17 protein-coding genes and 1 pseudogene are annotated in these 19,577 nt (G+C 35.5%); 9 read left to right on the plus strand and 9 right to left on the minus strand.

What is annotated here, in order from left to right; translation table 11 throughout:
* Nucleotides 1-33: 33 nt before the first annotated feature.
* Both serC and ACRDEC_RS03305 read right to left on the minus strand, forming a co-directional pair.
* On the minus strand, nucleotides 34-1,107 hold the full coding sequence (gene serC, locus ACRDEC_RS03300; protein ID WP_431496906.1) for a 3-phosphoserine/phosphohydroxythreonine transaminase: 1,074 nt from the start codon (nucleotides 1,105-1,107) through the stop codon (nucleotides 34-36).
* Nucleotides 1,108-1,223: 116 nt separating this feature from the next.
* Complete coding sequence (locus tag ACRDEC_RS03305) at nucleotides 1,224-2,282, minus strand: acyl-CoA reductase (protein ID WP_431496907.1); 1,059 nt, start codon at nucleotides 2,280-2,282, stop codon at nucleotides 1,224-1,226.
* Nucleotides 2,283-2,407: 125 nt separating this feature from the next.
* On the opposite strand from ACRDEC_RS03305, the gene ACRDEC_RS03310 reads away from it, so the two are divergent.
* Nucleotides 2,408-2,758 (plus strand): 4Fe-4S dicluster domain-containing protein, encoded by a 351-nt coding sequence (locus ACRDEC_RS03310; RefSeq protein WP_431496908.1) that lies wholly within the window; start codon nucleotides 2,408-2,410, stop codon nucleotides 2,756-2,758.
* 62 nt (nucleotides 2,759-2,820) lie between these two features.
* Nucleotides 2,821-3,999: a hypothetical protein gene (locus ACRDEC_RS03315; RefSeq protein WP_431496909.1), complete on the plus strand. Its 1,179-nt coding sequence runs from the start codon at nucleotides 2,821-2,823 to the stop codon at nucleotides 3,997-3,999.
* 64 nt (nucleotides 4,000-4,063) lie between these two features.
* Here ACRDEC_RS03315 and ACRDEC_RS03320 read toward each other — a convergent pair whose 3' ends face one another.
* A complete protein-coding gene (locus ACRDEC_RS03320; RefSeq protein WP_431496910.1) occupies nucleotides 4,064-4,600 on the minus strand; it encodes a hypothetical protein in 537 nt (178 codons plus the stop codon).
* 205 nt (nucleotides 4,601-4,805) lie between these two features.
* Between ACRDEC_RS03320 and ychF the strand changes: the two genes are divergently transcribed.
* The 4 genes from ychF (at nucleotide 4,806) to ACRDEC_RS03340 (ending at nucleotide 7,904) form a co-directional block, all read left to right on the plus strand.
* Complete coding sequence (gene ychF, locus ACRDEC_RS03325; protein ID WP_431496911.1) at nucleotides 4,806-5,900, plus strand: redox-regulated ATPase YchF; 1,095 nt, start codon at nucleotides 4,806-4,808, stop codon at nucleotides 5,898-5,900.
* An 81-nt stretch (nucleotides 5,901-5,981) separates the two neighbouring features.
* Entirely contained in the window at nucleotides 5,982-6,509 is a 528-nt protein-coding gene (locus ACRDEC_RS03330) for an NADPH-dependent FMN reductase (protein ID WP_431496912.1), read from the plus strand.
* 49 nt (nucleotides 6,510-6,558) lie between these two features.
* A complete protein-coding gene (locus ACRDEC_RS03335; protein ID WP_431496913.1) occupies nucleotides 6,559-7,224 on the plus strand; it encodes a hypothetical protein in 666 nt (221 codons plus the stop codon).
* Entirely contained in the window at nucleotides 7,221-7,904 is a 684-nt protein-coding gene (locus tag ACRDEC_RS03340; RefSeq protein WP_431496914.1) for a TIGR02117 family protein, read from the plus strand. The genes ACRDEC_RS03335 and ACRDEC_RS03340 overlap by 4 nt, the downstream gene beginning before the upstream one ends.
* Nucleotides 7,905-7,961: 57 nt before the next feature.
* Here ACRDEC_RS03340 and ACRDEC_RS03345 read toward each other — a convergent pair whose 3' ends face one another.
* A complete protein-coding gene (locus tag ACRDEC_RS03345; protein WP_431496915.1) occupies nucleotides 7,962-10,583 on the minus strand; it encodes a TonB-dependent receptor in 2,622 nt (873 codons plus the stop codon).
* 351 nt (nucleotides 10,584-10,934) lie between these two features.
* Between ACRDEC_RS03345 and ACRDEC_RS03350 the strand changes: the two genes are divergently transcribed.
* Both ACRDEC_RS03350 and ACRDEC_RS03355 read left to right on the plus strand, forming a co-directional pair.
* Entirely contained in the window at nucleotides 10,935-12,791 is a 1,857-nt protein-coding gene (locus ACRDEC_RS03350; protein ID WP_431496916.1) for a DNA topoisomerase IV subunit B, read from the plus strand.
* Nucleotides 12,792-12,865: 74 nt separating this feature from the next.
* Nucleotides 12,866-15,583 carry a DNA gyrase/topoisomerase IV subunit A gene (locus tag ACRDEC_RS03355; RefSeq protein WP_431496917.1) on the plus strand — a complete coding sequence of 906 codons (2,718 nt, stop codon included), beginning with the start codon at nucleotides 12,866-12,868 and terminating at the stop codon, nucleotides 15,581-15,583.
* Between the two features lie 146 nt (nucleotides 15,584-15,729).
* On the opposite strand, the gene ACRDEC_RS03360 is transcribed toward ACRDEC_RS03355, so the two are convergent.
* From ACRDEC_RS03360 to murQ, 5 genes are all read right to left on the minus strand, one after another.
* Nucleotides 15,730-16,590: a TerC family protein gene (locus ACRDEC_RS03360; protein WP_431496918.1), complete on the minus strand. Its 861-nt coding sequence runs from the start codon at nucleotides 16,588-16,590 to the stop codon at nucleotides 15,730-15,732.
* Between the two features lie 37 nt (nucleotides 16,591-16,627).
* Entirely contained in the window at nucleotides 16,628-16,999 is a 372-nt protein-coding gene (locus tag ACRDEC_RS03365; protein ID WP_431496919.1) for a DNA topoisomerase IV, read from the minus strand.
* A 112-nt stretch (nucleotides 17,000-17,111) separates the two neighbouring features.
* Nucleotides 17,112-17,687: a DUF1572 family protein gene (locus ACRDEC_RS03370; protein WP_431496920.1), complete on the minus strand. Its 576-nt coding sequence runs from the start codon at nucleotides 17,685-17,687 to the stop codon at nucleotides 17,112-17,114.
* Nucleotides 17,674-17,901: a DUF6095 family protein gene (locus tag ACRDEC_RS03375; protein WP_431496921.1), complete on the minus strand. Its 228-nt coding sequence runs from the start codon at nucleotides 17,899-17,901 to the stop codon at nucleotides 17,674-17,676. The genes ACRDEC_RS03370 and ACRDEC_RS03375 overlap by 14 nt, the downstream gene beginning before the upstream one ends.
* Nucleotides 17,901-18,713 carry an N-acetylmuramic acid 6-phosphate etherase gene (murQ, locus tag ACRDEC_RS03380; protein WP_431496922.1) on the minus strand — a complete coding sequence of 271 codons (813 nt, stop codon included), beginning with the start codon at nucleotides 18,711-18,713 and terminating at the stop codon, nucleotides 17,901-17,903. The genes ACRDEC_RS03375 and murQ overlap by 1 nt, the downstream gene beginning before the upstream one ends.
* Nucleotides 18,714-19,078: 365 nt before the next feature.
* Here murQ and ACRDEC_RS03385 point away from each other — a divergent pair.
* Nucleotides 19,079-19,577: pseudogene (locus tag ACRDEC_RS03385) on the plus strand (IS1 family transposase); the annotation flags it as partial.

The raw sequence follows: 19,577 nt of genomic DNA on the forward strand, positions 1-19,577 counted from the left end.
TTGCACTTCACGAGGATATCGGCTCTATCAGGGCTAGGATATAGTGTTTTCCAGTTCTTTCATCACATCCACTAATACCTGAACGCTTTCGAGCGGCAATGCATTATACATGGAAGCCCGGTATCCGCCCACGCTTCTGTGACCAGTCAATCCTGAAATCCCGGCAGCTTTCCACAATTTGTCAAAAGTTTCCGTGTGATTTTCATCATTTAGAATAAAAGTAGCATTCATACTGCTTCGGTCTTCTTTCGCAGCAGTTCCTTTAAATAATGAGTTTCGGTCAATTTCAGCATATAATAAAGAGGCTTTGGCTTCATTTATTTTTTCTATTGCCGGAATTCCTCCTAATTTTTTTAGCCACTGGAGCGTTAACAACGATGCATAAATTGGAAAAACAGGAGGTGTATTATACATGCTTTCTTTTGTAATGTGCTGTTGATAATCCAGCATGGAAGGAATGTGTCTGCCTGTTTTACCTAAGATTTCTTCTTTTACAACTACTAAAGTTGTTCCGGCTGGTCCCATATTTTTTTGAGCTCCGGCATAAATCAAATCAAATTTAGAAAAATCCAATTTTCTTGAAAATATATCCGAACTCATATCACATACTATTGGAATATTCAGTTCAGGAAATGATTTCATTTGTGTGCCAAAAATAGTATTGTTGCTGGTACAATGAAAATAATTAGCATCGGATGGAATCGAAAAATCTTTTGGGATATGCGTGTAGTTATCTGATTTTGAAGAAGCTGCTATCGTTGTTTCTCCGAAATGTTTTGCTTCTTTAATCGCTCCGCTGGCCCAGGTTCCAGTATCCAGATAAGCTGCTTTACCGTTTTCTTTCATCAGATTGTATGGAACCATCAAAAATTCCAAACTTGCTCCTCCGTGTAAAAATAACGCTTGATAGCCTTTGCCTTCCAAACCTAAAAGTTCAAGAACTAAAGCTCTGGCTTCTTCCATAACAGCAACAAAATCTTTGCTGCGGTGCGAAATCTCCAGAATAGATAAATCGAGGTTGTTAAAATTTAAAATAGCCTGTGCTGATTTGTCGAAAACTTCCTGCGGTAATATGCAAGGTCCGGCGCTGTAATTGTGTTTTTTCATTGTGTTGTAGTTGTGTAAGAAAAATAAAAACACAAATTTCGTGAAAACATAACAAAAAAAGGCCCAATTGTTTTAAACAATTGGGCAAGATTATTAACAAAAAGTGGTGTTTTTACTTATAAAGCAGTCAAAAAAGCAATAGTATCGACATTGTCTGCGTAATCCCAAAGATTTGGTTTTTGAGTTTGCCCGAAAGCAATACTGTTTTCCGTCAATTTATTGGAAACAATGCATTGAATTTGACCTGTTTCACTTTGCAGTCTGGCTTTGACTTCTTCTAAATCATCATAAAACTCGTAAAATACTGACGAAATTGGAGAAGCGTGGCTTTTATCTTCCTTAATGGTCAAAAATCCGTTGTCAAGCAATTTGTAAAGACTCATTAAGAAAACGGCTTTGTTGTAATCATAGTTGTTGGCGTATTTTTCGTATTTGATAATGTCCTGATACACAAAAACAGATTCGAAGAAATGCGTGAAATCATATCCTTTCGGAACAAATAACTTGGAAACATTTCGGCAGCCTAACCCAAAATACCTGAAAATATCTTCACCAAGACAGATTAAATCTTCTGTTGTTTCTTTTCCGTTCAAAATCGCTACTGAATTTCTGCTTTTGCGGATGATGCTCGGTTTATCTTTAAAGTAATATTCAAAATAACGTGCCGTATTGTTGCTTCCTGTAGCAATTACGGCATCAAAATTTTCCAGTTTTCCTTCAACGAAAGTTATCTTGTTCTCAAATCTTGGTTCAACAGAAATAAGATATTTAGCTAAAAAAGGCAATAAATACTGGTCATTTGATGATGTTTTGACCAAAACGTTATGACCTGAAATTAAAACCGATAAAAAATCATGAAAGCCAACCAGCGGAATATTCCCGGCTAATATCAGTCCGATGTTTTTCGGACTTTGAGAAGGGAACGTATAATTTGAAATCCATTGGTCTAAGTTGTTTATTTTCAATGTATCAGCCCATGAACTAACTGAAAAATAAACCTGCTCAGGTGTATACCATCCGTTATGCGATTGCGATAATGTGATTAAAGAAATAAAGTCATCATAAAACAGATCGTTTTGCTTGACTTCCGGAAGCTTGTAGCTTTTTTCTAGTAAAAACTGACTTAAAAAAGTTCCTAATTCAATAAACGCCGATTTTCTTTCTTCTAATGTCATTCGTAATATTTGTTTATGAATGGTTTTGATTGTATTTTTGTGCAAAATTAAGCTTTTATTAGCATTAGTCAATAGAAATTTTAAAACAGCTTATAGCTTATAGCTTATAGCATAAAGCAAATAAAATGGCAATCATTATAACAGACGAGTGTATAAATTGCGGAGCTTGTGAGCCAGAGTGTCCAAATACTGCAATTTACGAAGGTGCCGATGACTGGAGATACAAAGACGGAACGAAATTAAGCGGGAAAATAATACTTCCTGACGGAACAGAAATTGATGCAGAAGCTGCTCAAACTCCTATTTCTGATGATATTTATTATATTGTACCAGGAAAATGTACAGAATGTAAGGGTTTTCATGAAGAGCCGCAATGTGCTGCAGTTTGCCCTGTTGACTGTTGTGTTCCTGATGATAATCATGTAGAAGATGATGAAACCTTATTAAACAGGCAATCTTTTTTACATAACGAATAACAGAAATGAGTTTACTAGTAAGTGAGGATTTTTAAAATGAAAATCCTCATTTTTTTAAAAATTTGATAAAAAAAGGTCGAATGAAAAGAATACTATGTTTTATATTATTTTTTGCCAGCAGTTGTGTTTTTACTCAAAATTTAGAATTTACTGTAATTGTTAAGGACATCCAAACTGGCCTGCCAATAGAAGAAGTAACCATAACAGCTCTAAAAAGCAATCAGGGCTTTTTATCTAATAAAAGTGGTGAAGCAATTATCAGTCTTACAAAAGAATCCGATTTAAGATTTGAACATTCTCTTTACAAAAGCTATACTGTGAAGTTTAGTGAGTTAGGCAAGAAAATAAATGAAGTTTATTTGGAGAGCAATGCGCAACAATTGGAAGAAATTATTTTAACCAGCGATCATCCTCAGGATATATTGAAAAGACTGATTAAAAATTCACTTAGTAAAATAACAGTTCCTGTAAATTTGAAAGTTTATTTAAGGGAATTTTATAAAAAAAATGATCAGATTGTCTTTTTTAATGACGGATTAATCAATTTTCAGATATTAGGGAATTCAAAAAGAGTTAAAACAGATATTCTTGTAGAGCAGAACAGAGCAATTGGTTTACTTGATCTGGATATAAATGCGGAGCTTTTAGGTTATGATTTAAATAATATAATTGAGAATTATTATCAATTTGTGTATCTGGATGAAATTCTAAAATCAAATGCGAAACATAAATATGAATTTCAGGTAAGATCATATCAAAATAACGAAGATTATTTGGTGATTAAAGTTACGCCATTAGTTGATGTAAAAGGGGTTTTATCTGACTTTACAATTGTTTATGATAGAAATAAAATGATTATTATGGAAGTTGGTTCTGTGGTTGCAGAATCTCGAATGGAGGACTTAAGAAGGTCTTTTTTAAGCAGCGACAAGGTTTATAAACTAGAGTATAAGAACACATTCAGAGTAGATAATAATCTTTATTATTTAGCAAATTCTAAAGAAGTAATTGGTTTTGAAAAGAAATATAAGAAACAAAAGAGAAGAATCGAAGTTAACAATCACATGGTTGTTACAAGTTTTAATAAACAAATTTTTAAATACAATGATGGTAATGTCTTCAAAGACAAATCTTTAATCAATAAGAAAACAAAATTTTTCAACAATTATTGGGATATTGAATCCGGATTTGTTTCAACAAAAGAAGAAAAAGAAATTATTGAACGTCTTGCAACACAATAAACTAGTCTTAGTAAAATAAAAAAACCTGAATTTCTGTTCAGGTTTTTTTATTTCCAACAAAATCTTAAATCTTCATATAAGTTTCAATTTTAACACTGTCGCTGGCAACGTCATAATATTCTAATATCAGGTTGTTGTTAGTGTCAAAATAGGCAATGGCTGTTTTGCTTTTTGTGATAAAGAAATAACTGTTAGTAGACGTTTTTCGAAGCAAAGAAGTTTTTTTAGTGTTCAAATCCACTAATTTATATCCGGCTGCATCCAGTATCAATTGAATTTTTTGACTATTTGATTCATATGTTGCAGATCGGTCCACGTTTACTGTTCTTGTAGAACCATCAGGATTGATGACCTCGGTTGATTTACTGATAGCAACCGGAGAATCTTTCATCTCGATGTTTTTTGTGTTTGGTTTTTCTTCACCAAGCTGAACGTTCTGTACTTCTTTACTAACCTCGTTTTTAACCGTTTTTTTCTCTCCTTCTGAATCTTTAACAGTTCTTACAGTTGTTGTGACTTCAGATTGGACATTAGTGTTCTGCGCATTGACAAATGCCGTCGACACTATTGTGATTGCAAAGCTTAAAAATAAATTTCTCATAATACTTAAATTTTTAATTAATAATGATTATAGTGTATAATGTTAAAAATCAAATAAATAACCTGTGCTAAAAAGATAAAGTTACTGAATTATGATGAAAAAAAACTAAATTAAATATGTTTATAAATCTTATATTTGCAAACTTTTAAAACGAACTTAAAATCTGTTAGCTCAAAATCGTTAACTGTAAACAAAAAATATATAAATGAAAGCAGGAATTGTAGGCTTACCAAACGTAGGAAAATCAACTTTATTCAATTGTTTATCTAATGCTAAAGCGCAGAGTGCCAACTTTCCGTTTTGTACTATCGAACCGAATATCGGGGTTGTTAATGTACCTGATCCAAGAATTAACAGATTGGAAGAATTGGTAAAACCGGAACGTGTTCAAATGGCAACGGTTGATATTGTTGATATTGCAGGTTTAGTAAAAGGAGCAAGCAAAGGAGAAGGTTTGGGTAATCAATTCCTTGGAAATATCAGAGAATGTAATGCTATCATTCACGTTTTGCGTTGTTTCGACAATGATAACATCGTTCACGTTGACGGAAATGTAAATCCGATCCGTGATAAAGAAACTATTGATATCGAATTACAGCTGAAAGATTTGGAAACAGTTGAAAAACGTTTGGAAAAAGTAAATCGCGCTGCCAAAACAGGAAACAAAGAAGCCCAAGTTGAAAAAGCCTTGTTGGACAGAATCCGCGAAGCTTTATTGCAGGCAAAATCGGCTCGTACAGTGATTCCTCAAAATCAGGATGAAATTGATTTGATGGAAGATTTCCAATTAATAACAATTAAACCGGTTTTATATGTTTGTAATGTTGATGAAGCTTCTGCGGTTAACGGAAACAAATATGTTGATCAGGTTCGTGAGTTAGTAAAAGATGAGCAAGCAGAAGTAATCGTTCTTTCTGTAGGAGCAGAGGCTGATATCACTGAATTGGAAAGCTACGAAGAGCGTCAGGTGTTCCTTGAAGATATGGGCTTAACTGAGCCGGGTTCAGCAGTTTTGATTCGTGCAGCTTACAAATTATTGAAATTACAAACGTACTTTACTGCTGGTGTAAAGGAGGTTCGAGCCTGGACAATCAATATTGGTGATACTGCTCCGAAAGCAGCAGGTGTTATCCATACTGATTTCGAAAAAGGATTTATCCGTGCTGAAGTAATAGCTTTTGAAGACTTCTCTAGCTTCGGTTCAGAGTCCAAAGTAAAAGAAGCCGGAAAACTTCGTGTGGAAGGAAAAGAATATATCGTAAAGGATGGTGATGTAATGCATTTCCGTTTTAACGTATAATTCAATATATAAATTAAGAAGAAAGCGAAGCAGAGATGTTTCGCTTTTTTTATTACTTTTAAATGAAACTTAAAACAATTTATGAAAATCATCGCCTTTGCAGGAAGTAACAGTAAAAATTCCATCAATAAAAAACTAGCGACTTATGTTTCGCATTTGTTTGAAAATCATGAGGTGGAAGTGTTGGATCTAAATGATTTTGCGCTACCGCTTTTTAGTGTCGATTTGGAAAAAGAAATCGGTCAGCCGCAACTGGCTAAAGATTTTCTCGATAAGATTAGTTCTGCAGACAGACTTGTTGTTTCTATGGCTGAAAATAACGGAAACTATTCTGCTGCCTTCAAGAATGCATTTGATTGGGCTTCGCGCCAAAATAAAGAAGTTTTCCAGAAAAAACCAATGTTGCTTATGGCTACTTCTCCAGGCGGAAGAGGAGGAGCAACGGTACTCGAAATCGCTAAAACTGCCTTTCCTCGTTATGGAGCTGATATTCAGGCTACTTTTTCATTGCCAAGTTTTAATGATAATTTTGATGTTGTGAATAATAAAATCTCTAACATTGAATTGGACAATCAGATAAAAGAAATTGTAAGAAATTTTAATTCATAATAGCATTTTTGGCTTGAAAATTGTTACTGGTTAACAAAGCTAAAAAAGTATGAAAAAAACCATTTTATTTATCCTGCTTCTGCATCTTGTATCCTGTAAAGAAGCAATTAAAGAACCTTTAGGGCTGAATTTTTATTTCGAAAATCCACAACCAGTAAATGACTCGGAATTGTCCAAATTTCCAGATCGATTTCAGGGAAGGTATTTAAATTCTGACTCGACATCGATTATAATTGATGATAAATGTATTTTGTCGGAACACGATTACGGATTTAAAATCCACAAAAAAGACCTGGATTCTATAAAGGATATTTTTGAATTCAATAATGGAAAACTGATTGATAAGGAAACTAATAAGCCAGTCGAAAGCAGATTTATTGGAGATTCATTGAAGATTTTCAATAAATGGACTGACACATTGTTTTGTATTTCAGCATATAATAAAGTCAAAAGAATCCATGGAAATTTAATACTGAATAAAAAAGATTCTATTTTCTGGAAAATAAAAACACTCCGTCTTGAAAAGGACACGCTAAAAATCCAATACCTGTATTCAGAGGAAGATTTGAGAAAAATCGGTTCCATCACAAAAGTAAAAGCGGTAAAAATAGATTCCTTTTCTTATATTTTTAAACCAACAAGAAGGGAATTCAAAAATATCATGAAAGTAAAGAATTTAGGAGACGAGCAGCAATTTAAAAAAGTATCGAAATGAAATTAGTAAAAAGAATCTTTAAAACCATAGCAAAGCTTGTTTTAGGAATCATCGGTTTTCTGTTGTTATATGCTATTTTGGTTTTTTTTATTTCTAAAATTTCGGTCAATTCAGAGGTATCTCAAGAAGGTAAAGAAATTGAACTATTTATTTTGTCTAATGGGGTTCATACTGATATTGTTGTTCCTGTAAAAACGGAAATTAAGGATTGGTCCGAAGAAATCCTTTTTCAACAGACAAAATCCAAAGACAGCTTGGTTAATTATATTGCTTTTGGTTGGGGAGACAAAGGTTTTTATCTCAATACGCCTACTTGGGCGGATTTAAAGACCAGTACAGCTTTGAAAGCGGCATTCAATTTGAGTACATCGGCCATGCATACCACTTTTTACAAAAGCCTGAAAGAAGATGAAACGTGTAAAAAAATCAGGATTTCAATAGAAGAATATCAAAAATTAGTGATTTTTATTTCCGAAAGCTTTCAGCGGGATGCAAATAATAATGTGCAATGGATTTCCGGACATAGTTATGGCAAAAACGATGCTTTCTATGAAGCCAAAGGAAGCTACAATTTGTTTTATACCTGCAATACCTGGACAAACAATGCTTTAAAATCGGGAAATCAAAAGGCCAGTTTATGGACGGTTTATGACAAAGGCATTTTGTGTCATTATCAATAAATAAAAAGCCGGCTCATTTTAGAACGAGCCGGCTTTTTTGTATGGATTATATATTGGTTAGAATTTGAAACCAAGTCTGACGAAACCAAAAGTCCCGTTTGAACCCATTTGAACAGAATCAAAATTACCTCCTGTTTCCGTTTCCGTATCTTGAATATCAGGATAAACATTTAATAAATTGTTAGCTCCAATAGTCAGATTGATGTGTTTAGTTATTTGTTGGCTTAACGATAAATCTGTAACGATTTTTGCACCATAATGATCTACAGTATCCAGCCAGTCAATTAATTCAACTTCTCCAAAACGAGTGAATCGTAAGCTTGCATTGAAATTTTTATTGTAGTTATAGTTCAAATTCAAACCGAACTTGTTTTCAGGAGCAGATGCCAATAAAAAGTATTTTTCACGTTTTCCGAATAAAGTTTCCTGCTCTTCCGGTGTATCAATAACGGCATTGGTAGCAACACGTCCAACAGTCATTTTATTGATATTTCCAACAAGAGAAGCGCTGATTCCATGTTTGTCAAATTTGTCATCATAAGAAAATACAAAGTCAACTCCTGTTGTTTGTGTTCCAATGGCATTGGCAAAGAACTGAACATTAGCGACATTTATCCCTAAGACGCTGCTTCCGTCAAATTGGCCTGATAATACAATTCTGTCTTCAATGTCAACGAAATAGCCATCCACAGTTCCTGTAAATTTCCCTTTTTTATAAGTGAAACCTAAACTGGCATTGAATGCTTTTTCTTCTTTTAACTGATCAATACCAAATGCTTTTGTAATTGGACTGTCATTTGAAGCCAATAACGTTTCAGAACCTACACCGCTAACATAATCAGTAAATTTCAAATTGTAATATTTCTGAGCTAACGATGGCGCTCTAAATCCTGTACTCATCGAATAGCGGAAAGCGAAAGAAGGTGAGAATTTAATTCTTTGAGCAATTTTTGCATTGAAAGTACTTCCAAAATCATTGTAGTTTTCGTAACGAACTGCCACAGCAAGATTGATATCATCCGAATAATCTAATTCGGTATCAACATAAGCAGCAAAATTAGATCTTGATTTATTTACTTCATTGTCTGGAGAATAACCCGGAAAACCTTGTGAACCTCCAGGACGAGGATCACCATTCGGATCGTAAACATAATCGGCAGGATCAGTCGCTGCGGTTACAACATTTCCGTTGATATCGTAAAGAGAATAAGAAGCTTGTTCTCCGGCAAATATTTTAAATCTTTCTACTCTGTATTCAGTACCGAAAGCAATATTTAATCCTTTCATTACATTTTCAAAATTTCTTGTAAAATGTACTCCGGTTGTATTTTGCGATAATTGGTGACCACCAGCTTTAAATGCAGTTGGAGCATTAGGATCAGTAGCACTTAATGAAGCATTTAAAGTGTTGTGGATATCGTATTTGAAATCATTTAACCCAAAAGTATTATTAAAATCCATCTCCCATTTGCCTAATTTGGTCTTCAAACCTCCTGAACCAGAGTAGTCCATAATTTTTGTTCCGATAATCGGGTCAAAACCGTCAGGATAAATAGACGGGATATTTCTTGGGCTGTCTGCTGTTCTTGTAAAAGCATAAGCATCAGAATCCCTGAAGCTGGCTCCTCCAAATACATAAATACTCGAAGCTTCACTCAAATCATAAGAACTATTTAAAAAGACACTGGCATTTTTAGCCTCTGCATCTCCAAATTGTCTTCTGTAGATGCTGTATTTATCAGGATTTGCCGGTCTGTTGGTGTTGTCTTTTTTAGAAACATCAGCGGTAACATTCAAAAATCCCTTTTCGTTTAATTTAAAGCCGTAATTTCCATTAACCTGTACTGTCCCTCCATCTAATCCGCTTGAAGTAATATCATTACCGTATGGAGTAGATGCTTTATACGTTCCGTAAGAAACATTTCCGGTAAATTCATCAACATTATCTTTCAATACAATGTTGATAACTCCTGCAATGGCATCTGAACCATATTGAGCAGAAGCCCCGTCACGAAGAATCTCAATCCTTTTAATTGATGCTGCCGGTATAGCATTCATGTCAGTACCTGTATTTCCACGTCCTCTCGAACCGAATAAATTAACTAAAGAAGACTGATGACGTCTTTTTCCATTAATCAAAACCAAAGTCTGATCCGGTCCTAATCCTCTTAAAGTGGCCGGATCAATATGATCGGCTCCGTCTGAACCTGATTGCTTACTGGCATTAAAAGAAGGAGCGAGATATTGCAAAAGAGCATTAACCTCGACCATTCCGCTTTTACTTACCACATCTGCCATATTAATGACATCCACAGCTACAGGAGAGTCAATCACTGTTCTTTTCGTATTTCTGGAACCTACAGCCTGAACAGTAACTTCGTCTAAAGCAACACCTTCTTCTTCAAGTATCAGCGTTATGTTATCCTGTTTAGCGCTTAATTCAATTTTTTTATATCCAAGAGAAGTTATTACCAATTTTGAATTGTCATTGGCTACTTTGATTGTAAACTTTCCGTCATAATCAGTTACGGTGCCATTTGATGTTCCTTTTTCAAGAATTGAAGCACCTGAAATTGGCTGGCCCATCTGATTATTTACAATTCCGGAAACATTCTTTTGAGAATATCCAATAACTGATATGCCCAGAAGAAATAAAATAAATAATAATTGTTTTTTCATAGTCAAGTTTAATTTGTTTTAATTGAGGCTAAAATTATAAATTCCTACAAATAGGTTGTTACTTTTTTCGTAAAATTTGTTAAAAATTGTTAACATGTTTAATTTTTTAAGTTAAATGAGTGATTTTAAGTTTGTGTTCTTCTAAAATCGAATGGTTGACAACAGACAACTATCCAGTAAATTTGTTTTCGTTTTTAATAAAATGAGTATTGTATTCTTCCTCTTTATTTTTATATTAGTTAACAATTTAGATAATCAATAAGTTACAAAATCTTCTTGATAACTTTCTTGACGTCCTGTTTCATCTTTTAGATAGAAATATTACATTAGCAGAAATTCCAAAAATTCTTTATGCAAGAGCAAGATCAATATACAGAAGATAACATCCGTTCCCTCGACTGGAAAGAGCATATTCGTATGCGTCCCGGAATGTACATCGGAAAATTAGGTGATGGTTCATCGCCTGATGATGGTATCTATATTCTTCTTAAAGAGGTACTTGACAACTGTATCGATGAATTCGTTATGGGTGCAGGAAAAACAATTGAAGTTACCCTTAAAGAGAAAATGGTTACTGTTCGTGATTACGGTCGTGGAATTCCTTTAGGAAAAGTAGTCGATGTGGTTTCGAAAATGAATACGGGTGGAAAATACGATTCCAAAGCCTTTAAAAAGTCAGTAGGTTTAAATGGTGTCGGAACCAAAGCGGTAAATGCACTTTCCAACTATTTCCGAGTGGAATCCGTGCGGGATAACCAGTTAAAAGCAGCGGAATTTTCAGCCGGTAACCTAACGCTGGAAGAAGATGTTGTGGAAAGTACCAAGCGAAAAGGTACCAAAGTTTCTTTTATTGCCGATGAAGCTATTTTCAAAAATTACAAATACCGGAATGAGTATATTATAAAAATGCTCAAAAATTATTGTTACCTGAATACGGGACTAACCATTATTTACAATGGTGAAAAGTATTATTCTGACAATGGTTTAAAGGATTTATTGGAAGAAACGATTTCGGATGAAGACATGGTATATCCAATCATCCATCTTTTAGGTGATGATATCGAAGTAGCCATAACACACAGTAAAACACAGTATTCTGAAGAATATTATTCCTTCGTAAACGGACAAAATACAACACAGGGAGGAACGCATTTAGGAGCTTTCCGCGAGTCTATCGTAAAAACAATCAAGGAATTTTATAACAAGCCTTTCGAAGCTTCGGATATCCGTAAATCAATTGTTTCTGCAATTTCCGTAAAGGTGGAAGAACCGGTATTTGAATCACAGACCAAAACCAAATTAGGTTCAACTGATATGGGCCCGAATTCCCCATCAGTGAGAACGTTTGTTAATGATTTTATTAAAACCAAATTAGATAATTTCCTGCACAAAAACCCTGAAGTGGCCGATGCGCTTTTGCGAAAAATCCTTCAGGCCGAACGCGAACGTAAGGAATTATCAGGTATTCGTAAGCTAGCTAAAGACCGGGCTAAAAAAGCCAGTCTTCACAATAAAAAACTGCGCGATTGCCGTGTGCATTTAACCGATGCCAAAAACCCAAGAAGTTTAGAAAGCACCCTTTTCATTACTGAGGGAGATTCAGCTTCGGGTTCCATCACGAAGTCGCGTGATGTGAATACCCAAGCCGTTTTCAGTTTACGTGGTAAGCCTTTGAATTCTTATGGAATGTCGAAGAAAATCGTATACGAAAACGAAGAATTCAACTTGCTTCAAGCCGCTTTGGACATTGAAGAGAGCATAGAAGACCTACGTTATAATAATATCGTAATTGCTACTGATGCCGATGTCGACGGAATGCACATTCGCTTATTGCTAATTACTTTTTTTCTGCAGTTTTTCCCTGAAATGATTAAAGAAGGGCATCTGTATATTCTGCAAACGCCTCTTTTTAGAATTCGAAATAAAAAAGAAACCATTTATTGTTATTCCGAAGAAGAGCGAAAAGCAGCGATGGAAAAATTAAAACCAAAACCGGAAATCACTCGATTTAAAGGATTGGGAGAAATTTCTCCTGATGAGTTTAAAAACTTTATCGGAGAAACCATTCGATTGGATCCTGTGATGCTCGACAAAGCTACTTCGATTGAAACTTTATTGGAATTCTATATGGGTAAAAATACGCCTGACAGACAAGAATTCATTATCAATAACTTGAAGGTGGAATTAGACGTAGTGGAGGAAGCATAAAAAATAATACAAGCTGTTAACTGAAAAGATACTGAGACTCTGAAATGAATTCAGAGAAATTAAATTCAGCATAAATGAAAGACGAAGAAGAAGATAACATACTACCGGAAGACCAATCAGACGATAACCAACAGGAAAATGATTCAGATGAAAATGCTGAAGAAATAACCCATGTTGATGCTAAATCCTTTGAAGGCGATCATTTTTATGAGCATGACGAAAACCCTGAAGACACCATTACGAAAGTTACCGGAATGTACAAGGACTGGTTTTTGGACTATGCTTCTTATGTAATTCTGGAAAGAGCTGTTCCTGCGATAGAAGACGGTTTTAAGCCGGTACAACGTCGTATCATGCATTCATTAAAAGAATTGGATGACGGTCGTTACAATAAGGTTGCCAACGTCGTTGGTCACACGATGCAGTATCACCCTCACGGAGATGCGAGTATTGGTGATGCCATGGTACAAATTGGTCAAAGAGAATTATTAATCGATTGTCAGGGGAACTGGGGAAATATCTTAACAGGTGATAGTGCTGCAGCTTCCCGTTATATTGAGGCTCGTTTGTCTAAGTTTGCTTTGGAGGTTTTATATTCTCCAAAAATCACCGATTGGGGTGTCTCTTATGATGGAAGGCGTGCAGAACCGAATAACCTTCCGGTGAAGTTTCCTTTATTATTGGCTTCTGGTGCCGAAGGTATTGCAGTAGGACTTTCCACGAAAGTGCTGCCTCATAATTTCAATGAATTAATCGATGCTTCGATAAAAATATTAAAAGGAAAACCTTTCACGATTTTTCCTGATTTCCAAACTGCCGGAATTGCCGACGTTTCCAATTATAATGATGGAATGCGTGGTGGTCGTGTGCGTGTGCGTGCCAAAATTTCACAGCTTGACAAACAAACTTTAGTGATTACTCAAATTCCATTTTCAACGAATACTTCAACGTTAATTGACAGTATTTTGAAGGCCAATGAGAAAGGGAAAATCAAAATCAAGAAAATTGAAGACAATACCGCTGCTGAAGTTGAAATCTTAATTCATCTTTTCCCTGGTGTTTCTCCAGATAAATCAATCGATGCCTTGTATGCCTTCACAGCCTGTGAAACTTCAGTGGCACCATTAGGTTGTGTAATTCAGGACAACAAACCATTGTTTATCGGGGTTTCTGATATGTTGAAAATCTCAACGAACAGAACGGTTCAATTACTGAAGTCCGAATTGGAAATCCAATTGGAAGAATTAAAAGCGAAATGGCACTTTTCTACACTGGAGAAGATTTTTATTCGGGAAGAAATGTACATCGACTTTAAATTGTATTCTGACAGAGAATCACTTTATGGTTATATGTACAAGCGATTTGAGCCTTTTAAGAAGTCATTTGTACGAGATATTATCGATGATGATTTGCAAAGATTGACTCAAATTCCAATGATTCGTATCACCCGATTTGATTCTGATAAAGCGGATGATTTTATCGCTAAGTTGGAAGAAGAAATGAAAGAAGTACAGCATCATCTGGACAACCTGATTGATTTTGCCATTGATTATTTCACCAAACTAAAAGAGAAGTACGGAAAAGGGCGCGAACGTCAAACCGAATTGCGTTCTTTTGATACGATTGAAGCTACAAAAGTAGTTTTACGTAACACAAAACTGTATGTTAATAAAGAAGAAGGTTTTTTTGGAACGGGCTTAAAGAAAGACGAATATGTTGCTGATTGCTCAGATATTGACGATGTGATTGTATTCCTTCGCGATGGTAGAATGATGATTTCTAAGGTTGATGATAAGAAATTTATAGGAAAAGACATCATCCATATTGCAGTCTTCGATAAAAACGACAAGCGTACCATATACAACATGATTTATCGCGATGGAAAATCAGGTTCTTCCTTTATAAAACGGTTCAATGTTTCGGGAGTTACTCGTGATAAAGCATACGATCTGACTCAGGAGAAAGCAGGTTCGCAAGTATTGTATTTTTCACATAATCCAAATGGAGAAGCAGAGGTGGTTACCATTTTACTGCGCCAGGTGGGAAGTGTGAAGAAACTGAAGTGGGATCTGGATTTTGCTGATATTGCCATCAAAGGCCGTGCCAGTAAAGGAAATACGGTTTCTAAATATCCTATTAAGAAAATCGAACTGAAGGAAAAAGGGATTTCTACTCTTAGACCGAGAAAAATATGGTTTGACGATACAGTACAGCGTTTGAATGTGGATGGAAGAGGGGAATTATTGGGCGAATTCCGTCCTAATGACCGTTTGCTGATCATCAGTCAATCCGGAAAACTGAAAACCATTATTCCGGAACTGACCACGCATTTTGATGAAGATATGGTTGTTTTGGAGAAATGGCATCCTAAAAAACCGGTTTCCGCGATTTATTATGATGGAGAAAAGGAACGTTATTTTATTAAGCGCTTCCTGATTGAAAATGAAAATAAAGAAGAAATCTTTATTACGGAGCATGAAAAATCACAATTGGAAATTGTTTCTACGGATTGGCGTCCTGTGGCGGAGATTGTTTTTGCCAAGTCCAAAGGAGTTCAAAAAGAAAACCAGACCATCGATATGGAACAGTTTATTGTTTTAAAAGGAATCAAAGCATTAGGAAACCAGCTGACAACAGATAAATTGAAGCAGGTTAATCTACTGGAATCATTACCTTTTGAAGAGCCTGTGGAAGTTATTCCCGAAGAACTCGAGGTAAACCAAGAGGCTGAAATCACTGATTTTAATATCGAATTGGATGAAGACGGTCAGATCACTCTGACTTTAGAATAAAAAAAAGTGCCTTTCGAATTTGAAAGGCACTTTTTTTTCAAGGTATAGAGGCAATTAAGAAACTAAATTCGCCTAGTGTGATTTAGAATAAAAGAAAGGCCCCGTGAAGCGGGGCCTTTGTCATTTATAATGAATTTCAATTAAAATTAATTTGTGATATCGGAATCTTCCAGTTTATTATCTTCAATTGTATTGTTGTGCAATTGTACCGGTTTGCTGTTTTTTCGCATTTTGATATTCAAGAACTCTACAAAAAGAGAGAAGAAAATAGCGAAGTACAAATAGCCTTTTGGTATAACGCCCACCTCTGTATCGTCTCCGAATTTAAAATGCGCCAAATGAGAACCTTCAGCTAACAGCATAACACCAATTAGTATTAAAAAGGAAAGGCCAAGAATTTGAATGGTAGGATGCTCGTTTACGAATTTTGAAACCGGTCCTGCAAAAATCATCATGATTATAATTGAAATAATAACAGAAAGAATCATGATAATGATAGCTCCTTCTGCTCCAAAGCCCCCTTCAGCTGGAGATTTCATACTCACCATCCCAATAGCTGTTAAAATACTGTCGAATGAGAAAACAATGTTCAGCAATGCAATCTGTATTACTGCTTTTGACAAGCTTGAAGCGGCTTTTCCTGAAGTCCCTTCTTCTTCACCTTCCATTTTGTGGTGAATTTCAGAAACCGATTTATATAAAAGGAATAACCCTCCACCAAAAATAATCAAACTCTGTCCGGTAATATGTGCTTCAAAAAAGCCCAAATCAATAGGCAGAAGAACCTCTTGTAAACTTAATACCCATGTGATCCCGAACAATAAAATAATCCTGAACGCCATGGCTAGCAATAAGCCTATTCTGCGGGCTTTCGGCTGGTCTTTTTCTTCTAGTTTGCCGGAAACTATAGAAAGAAAGACAATATTGTCGATTCCTAAAATTATTTCTAAAAAAGTTAAGGTTAAAAGCGCTACCCAAGCATTTGGATTTGAAATTAATTCCATCATAGGATTTAAAAGTTTATATTAAAGTGATTTTACGTAATTAATCGATTTTTGTTACAGTTCCCCGCTCTTTTTTTCCATCACCAACAAAAGAATATTCAAAAGTGTAACCTTTCTTGCTGGTTGTCAGTATCTTCATGCTGATGGCTTTTTTTTCCTGCATGTTCTTCGGGTGCAGTTTTTCCAGAACAAACTCACAATCGCTTACCCAGCGTACGGATGCAGAGTCCTTTTTACCGTTAAAAGTTTCAATTTGGATGGAATCATTCCTTTCGAAAGTGGAAACCAGCTTTTTTCCGTTAATTTCCTGGATGAACTCGAATTTTCCGGTTTTGAAATCCTTACAGTTTCTCTCCTGATCATAACAGGAAGAAATTAATGGTAACAGGAGAAGAATAATTATTTTTTTCATTTTCTTTTTAGGAGCTATTCCCGCTTTCGCCTTTATCTTTTAAATGAAACAACTTTCGTTTTTAGTCATGAGACTGTGGTGTTCATTTAAAAGGATATCGGCTCAATCAGGGCTATTTAAGTTTGTTTAGTTCGTCGTCAGTGAAATGTTTGGTTGTCTTCTCTTTGGAAAACTTATCGGCGTTGTAATCACCGGATTTGTTTTTGGGAATGGAAAGGCTGTCCCAATCGTTTTTCTTGAGCATTTTGGCGTAAAACACAATTTGTCCTATATGATAGGGATAATGCGCTAGCTGTCTGTTAATAGCGTCCATAACGGTATGGCCTTCGTTACGGATATAAATAATCTGTGAAAGCTGTTCAGGAGTCAATGCATTGATCGTATTGAACAAGCAATCCCAGCCTTTGTTCCAGATTGCCATCAGTTCTTCTTTAGTTTTGATCGTATCTTCAAATTCACCATCACGGTTGCGCCATTCTTTCTCACCATCCGTGGTCAAGAAATCAGTCCATCGTGAGAGCATGTTCCCTGAAAGGTGTTTTACAATAATTGCGATAGAATTTGTGTCTTCATTTACTGAAACAAACAGTTGTTCCGGCTCCAATTGTTCGATGGCTTTTTCTCCTAATGTTTTATAGTAGAGGAAAAGCCTTTTTATGCTTTCTAAAAACGTGTTATTTAGTTCCATGAAACATACTGTTTAAGATGGTTTTTAATCCTTTTAAGGTGAGAAATATAGCTAGAAAACAAAGAATTATTCCTATGGCCAGAACCAGATAATGCCAGGTGTTCTGTTTGTTTATAAAGGCATTATACACTACGGAAGGCCCAATAAAATAGAAAGGTAAAGCCCAGGCAACATACCGGATTCCTTTCATTAAAATGTCTTTGTTGGTATGCATTATGAAGTATAATTTTCGATAGCGTTTCTTACGTTACCGTATTTTTCCAATAATTCTTTTGCTTCTTCGTAACTTACATTAATCTCGCTCATAATCATTTTTACCCCACGGTCAATCAGTTTTACGTTACTCAATTGCATGTCGACCATTTTATTTCCTTTTACCTTTCCCAGCTGAATCATGGATGCGGTTGAAATCATATTCAGTACCAGTTTTTGTGCGGTTCCGGCTTTCATACGGGAACTTCCGGTAACGAATTCCGGTCCTACGACCACTTCAATAGGGAATTGGGCCGTTTGTGACAACGGACTGCCTTCATTGCAGGTAATACAGGCAGTTGGGATATTGTTTTCATTGCATTGCTGTAATCCTCCGATAACATAAGGAGTTGTTCCTGAAGCGGCAATTCCAACGACGATATCATTTTGATTGATGCCCCATTCCGATAAGTCTTTCCAGGCTTGTTCAGCGTCATCTTCTGCAAACTCAACCGCTTTACGGATGGCTGTGTCGCCACCGGCAATTATACCGATGACCAAATCAAAAGGAACGCCAAAAGTAGGAGGGCATTCGGAAGCATCAACGATGCCCAGTCTGCCGGAGGTTCCTGCTCCGATGTAGAATAAGCGTCCGCCTTTTTTCATTTGGGCTACTACTTTTGAAACCACGGTTGCTATTTGCGGTAAGGCTTTTTCGACAGCCAGTGGTACGGATTTATCTTCGTTATTGATATTGGACAGTAAATCCTGCACCGACATCTTTTCCAGATGTTCATATTTAGAGGATTGCTCTGTAGTTTTGGTAAAAGTCATTGTTTGTAACGTTGAAAAGTGACGAAGTTTCAAAGTTATGAATTATTAGTCAGAAGTGATGAGCCAATCGCAACAAAAAATACGCGGGTGTGAGTAGGAAAAGAAAAGAGAAGTAATGTCAAATTTAATAGGGGTTACGGGGTAATGTATCAGATGTGTTGGAGGAACATTTTTAAGTAATTTCGTTACTAATAATCAGATATTTATAATTTTACAACGAGAAAATTAAAACAACCCGAAGGTTGTTTTTTTATTATATATACTCTTAAATCGAATAAAATGGCTTTGGAATCGAGTTCGTGTATAGCTACGCTCTGTTCGCTCTTTGAGCTCGGGTCAGATGTGTTGGTGGTTGTGTCAGAAGAATAAAATATGGCAAAACAAAGTCAGGAAATCAAAGATATATTTGCAAAAGTTGCCATAAAACAATAGTAGAAAATTATATTTATAATGCGTATCAACCAGAAATAGACAACAATATCATTCTGTTTACCAAAGAAGGACTAGGCATTAGAAGTACCGCAAGAGTATTGAATATCCACTAATACATTGTTGAAAAGAATTGTCTTGACTGCTCAAAGCATAAAATCTCCCATCATTTCAATAAACAAAATTTATGAAGTGGACGAAATGAGAACTTATATAAAGAGAAAAGATAAACTGATATGGATAGTGTATGCATTGGAAAGGGAAATAAGAAAAGTAATCAGCTTAAGTGTTGGTCGAAGAACTAATACTACTTTAAATGTAGTTTTGAAAACAGTGAAGTTATCTAAGCCCCGCTGCTGCAAAGTCTCCCGACTTTGTGCAATGCTTAAACAAAAGCATAGTGATTTATTGTATATGATAAACTATTTATACTTC

This window comes from Flavobacterium sp. (assembly GCF_050696275.1).
GTDB lineage: Bacteria > Bacteroidota > Bacteroidia > Flavobacteriales > Flavobacteriaceae > Flavobacterium.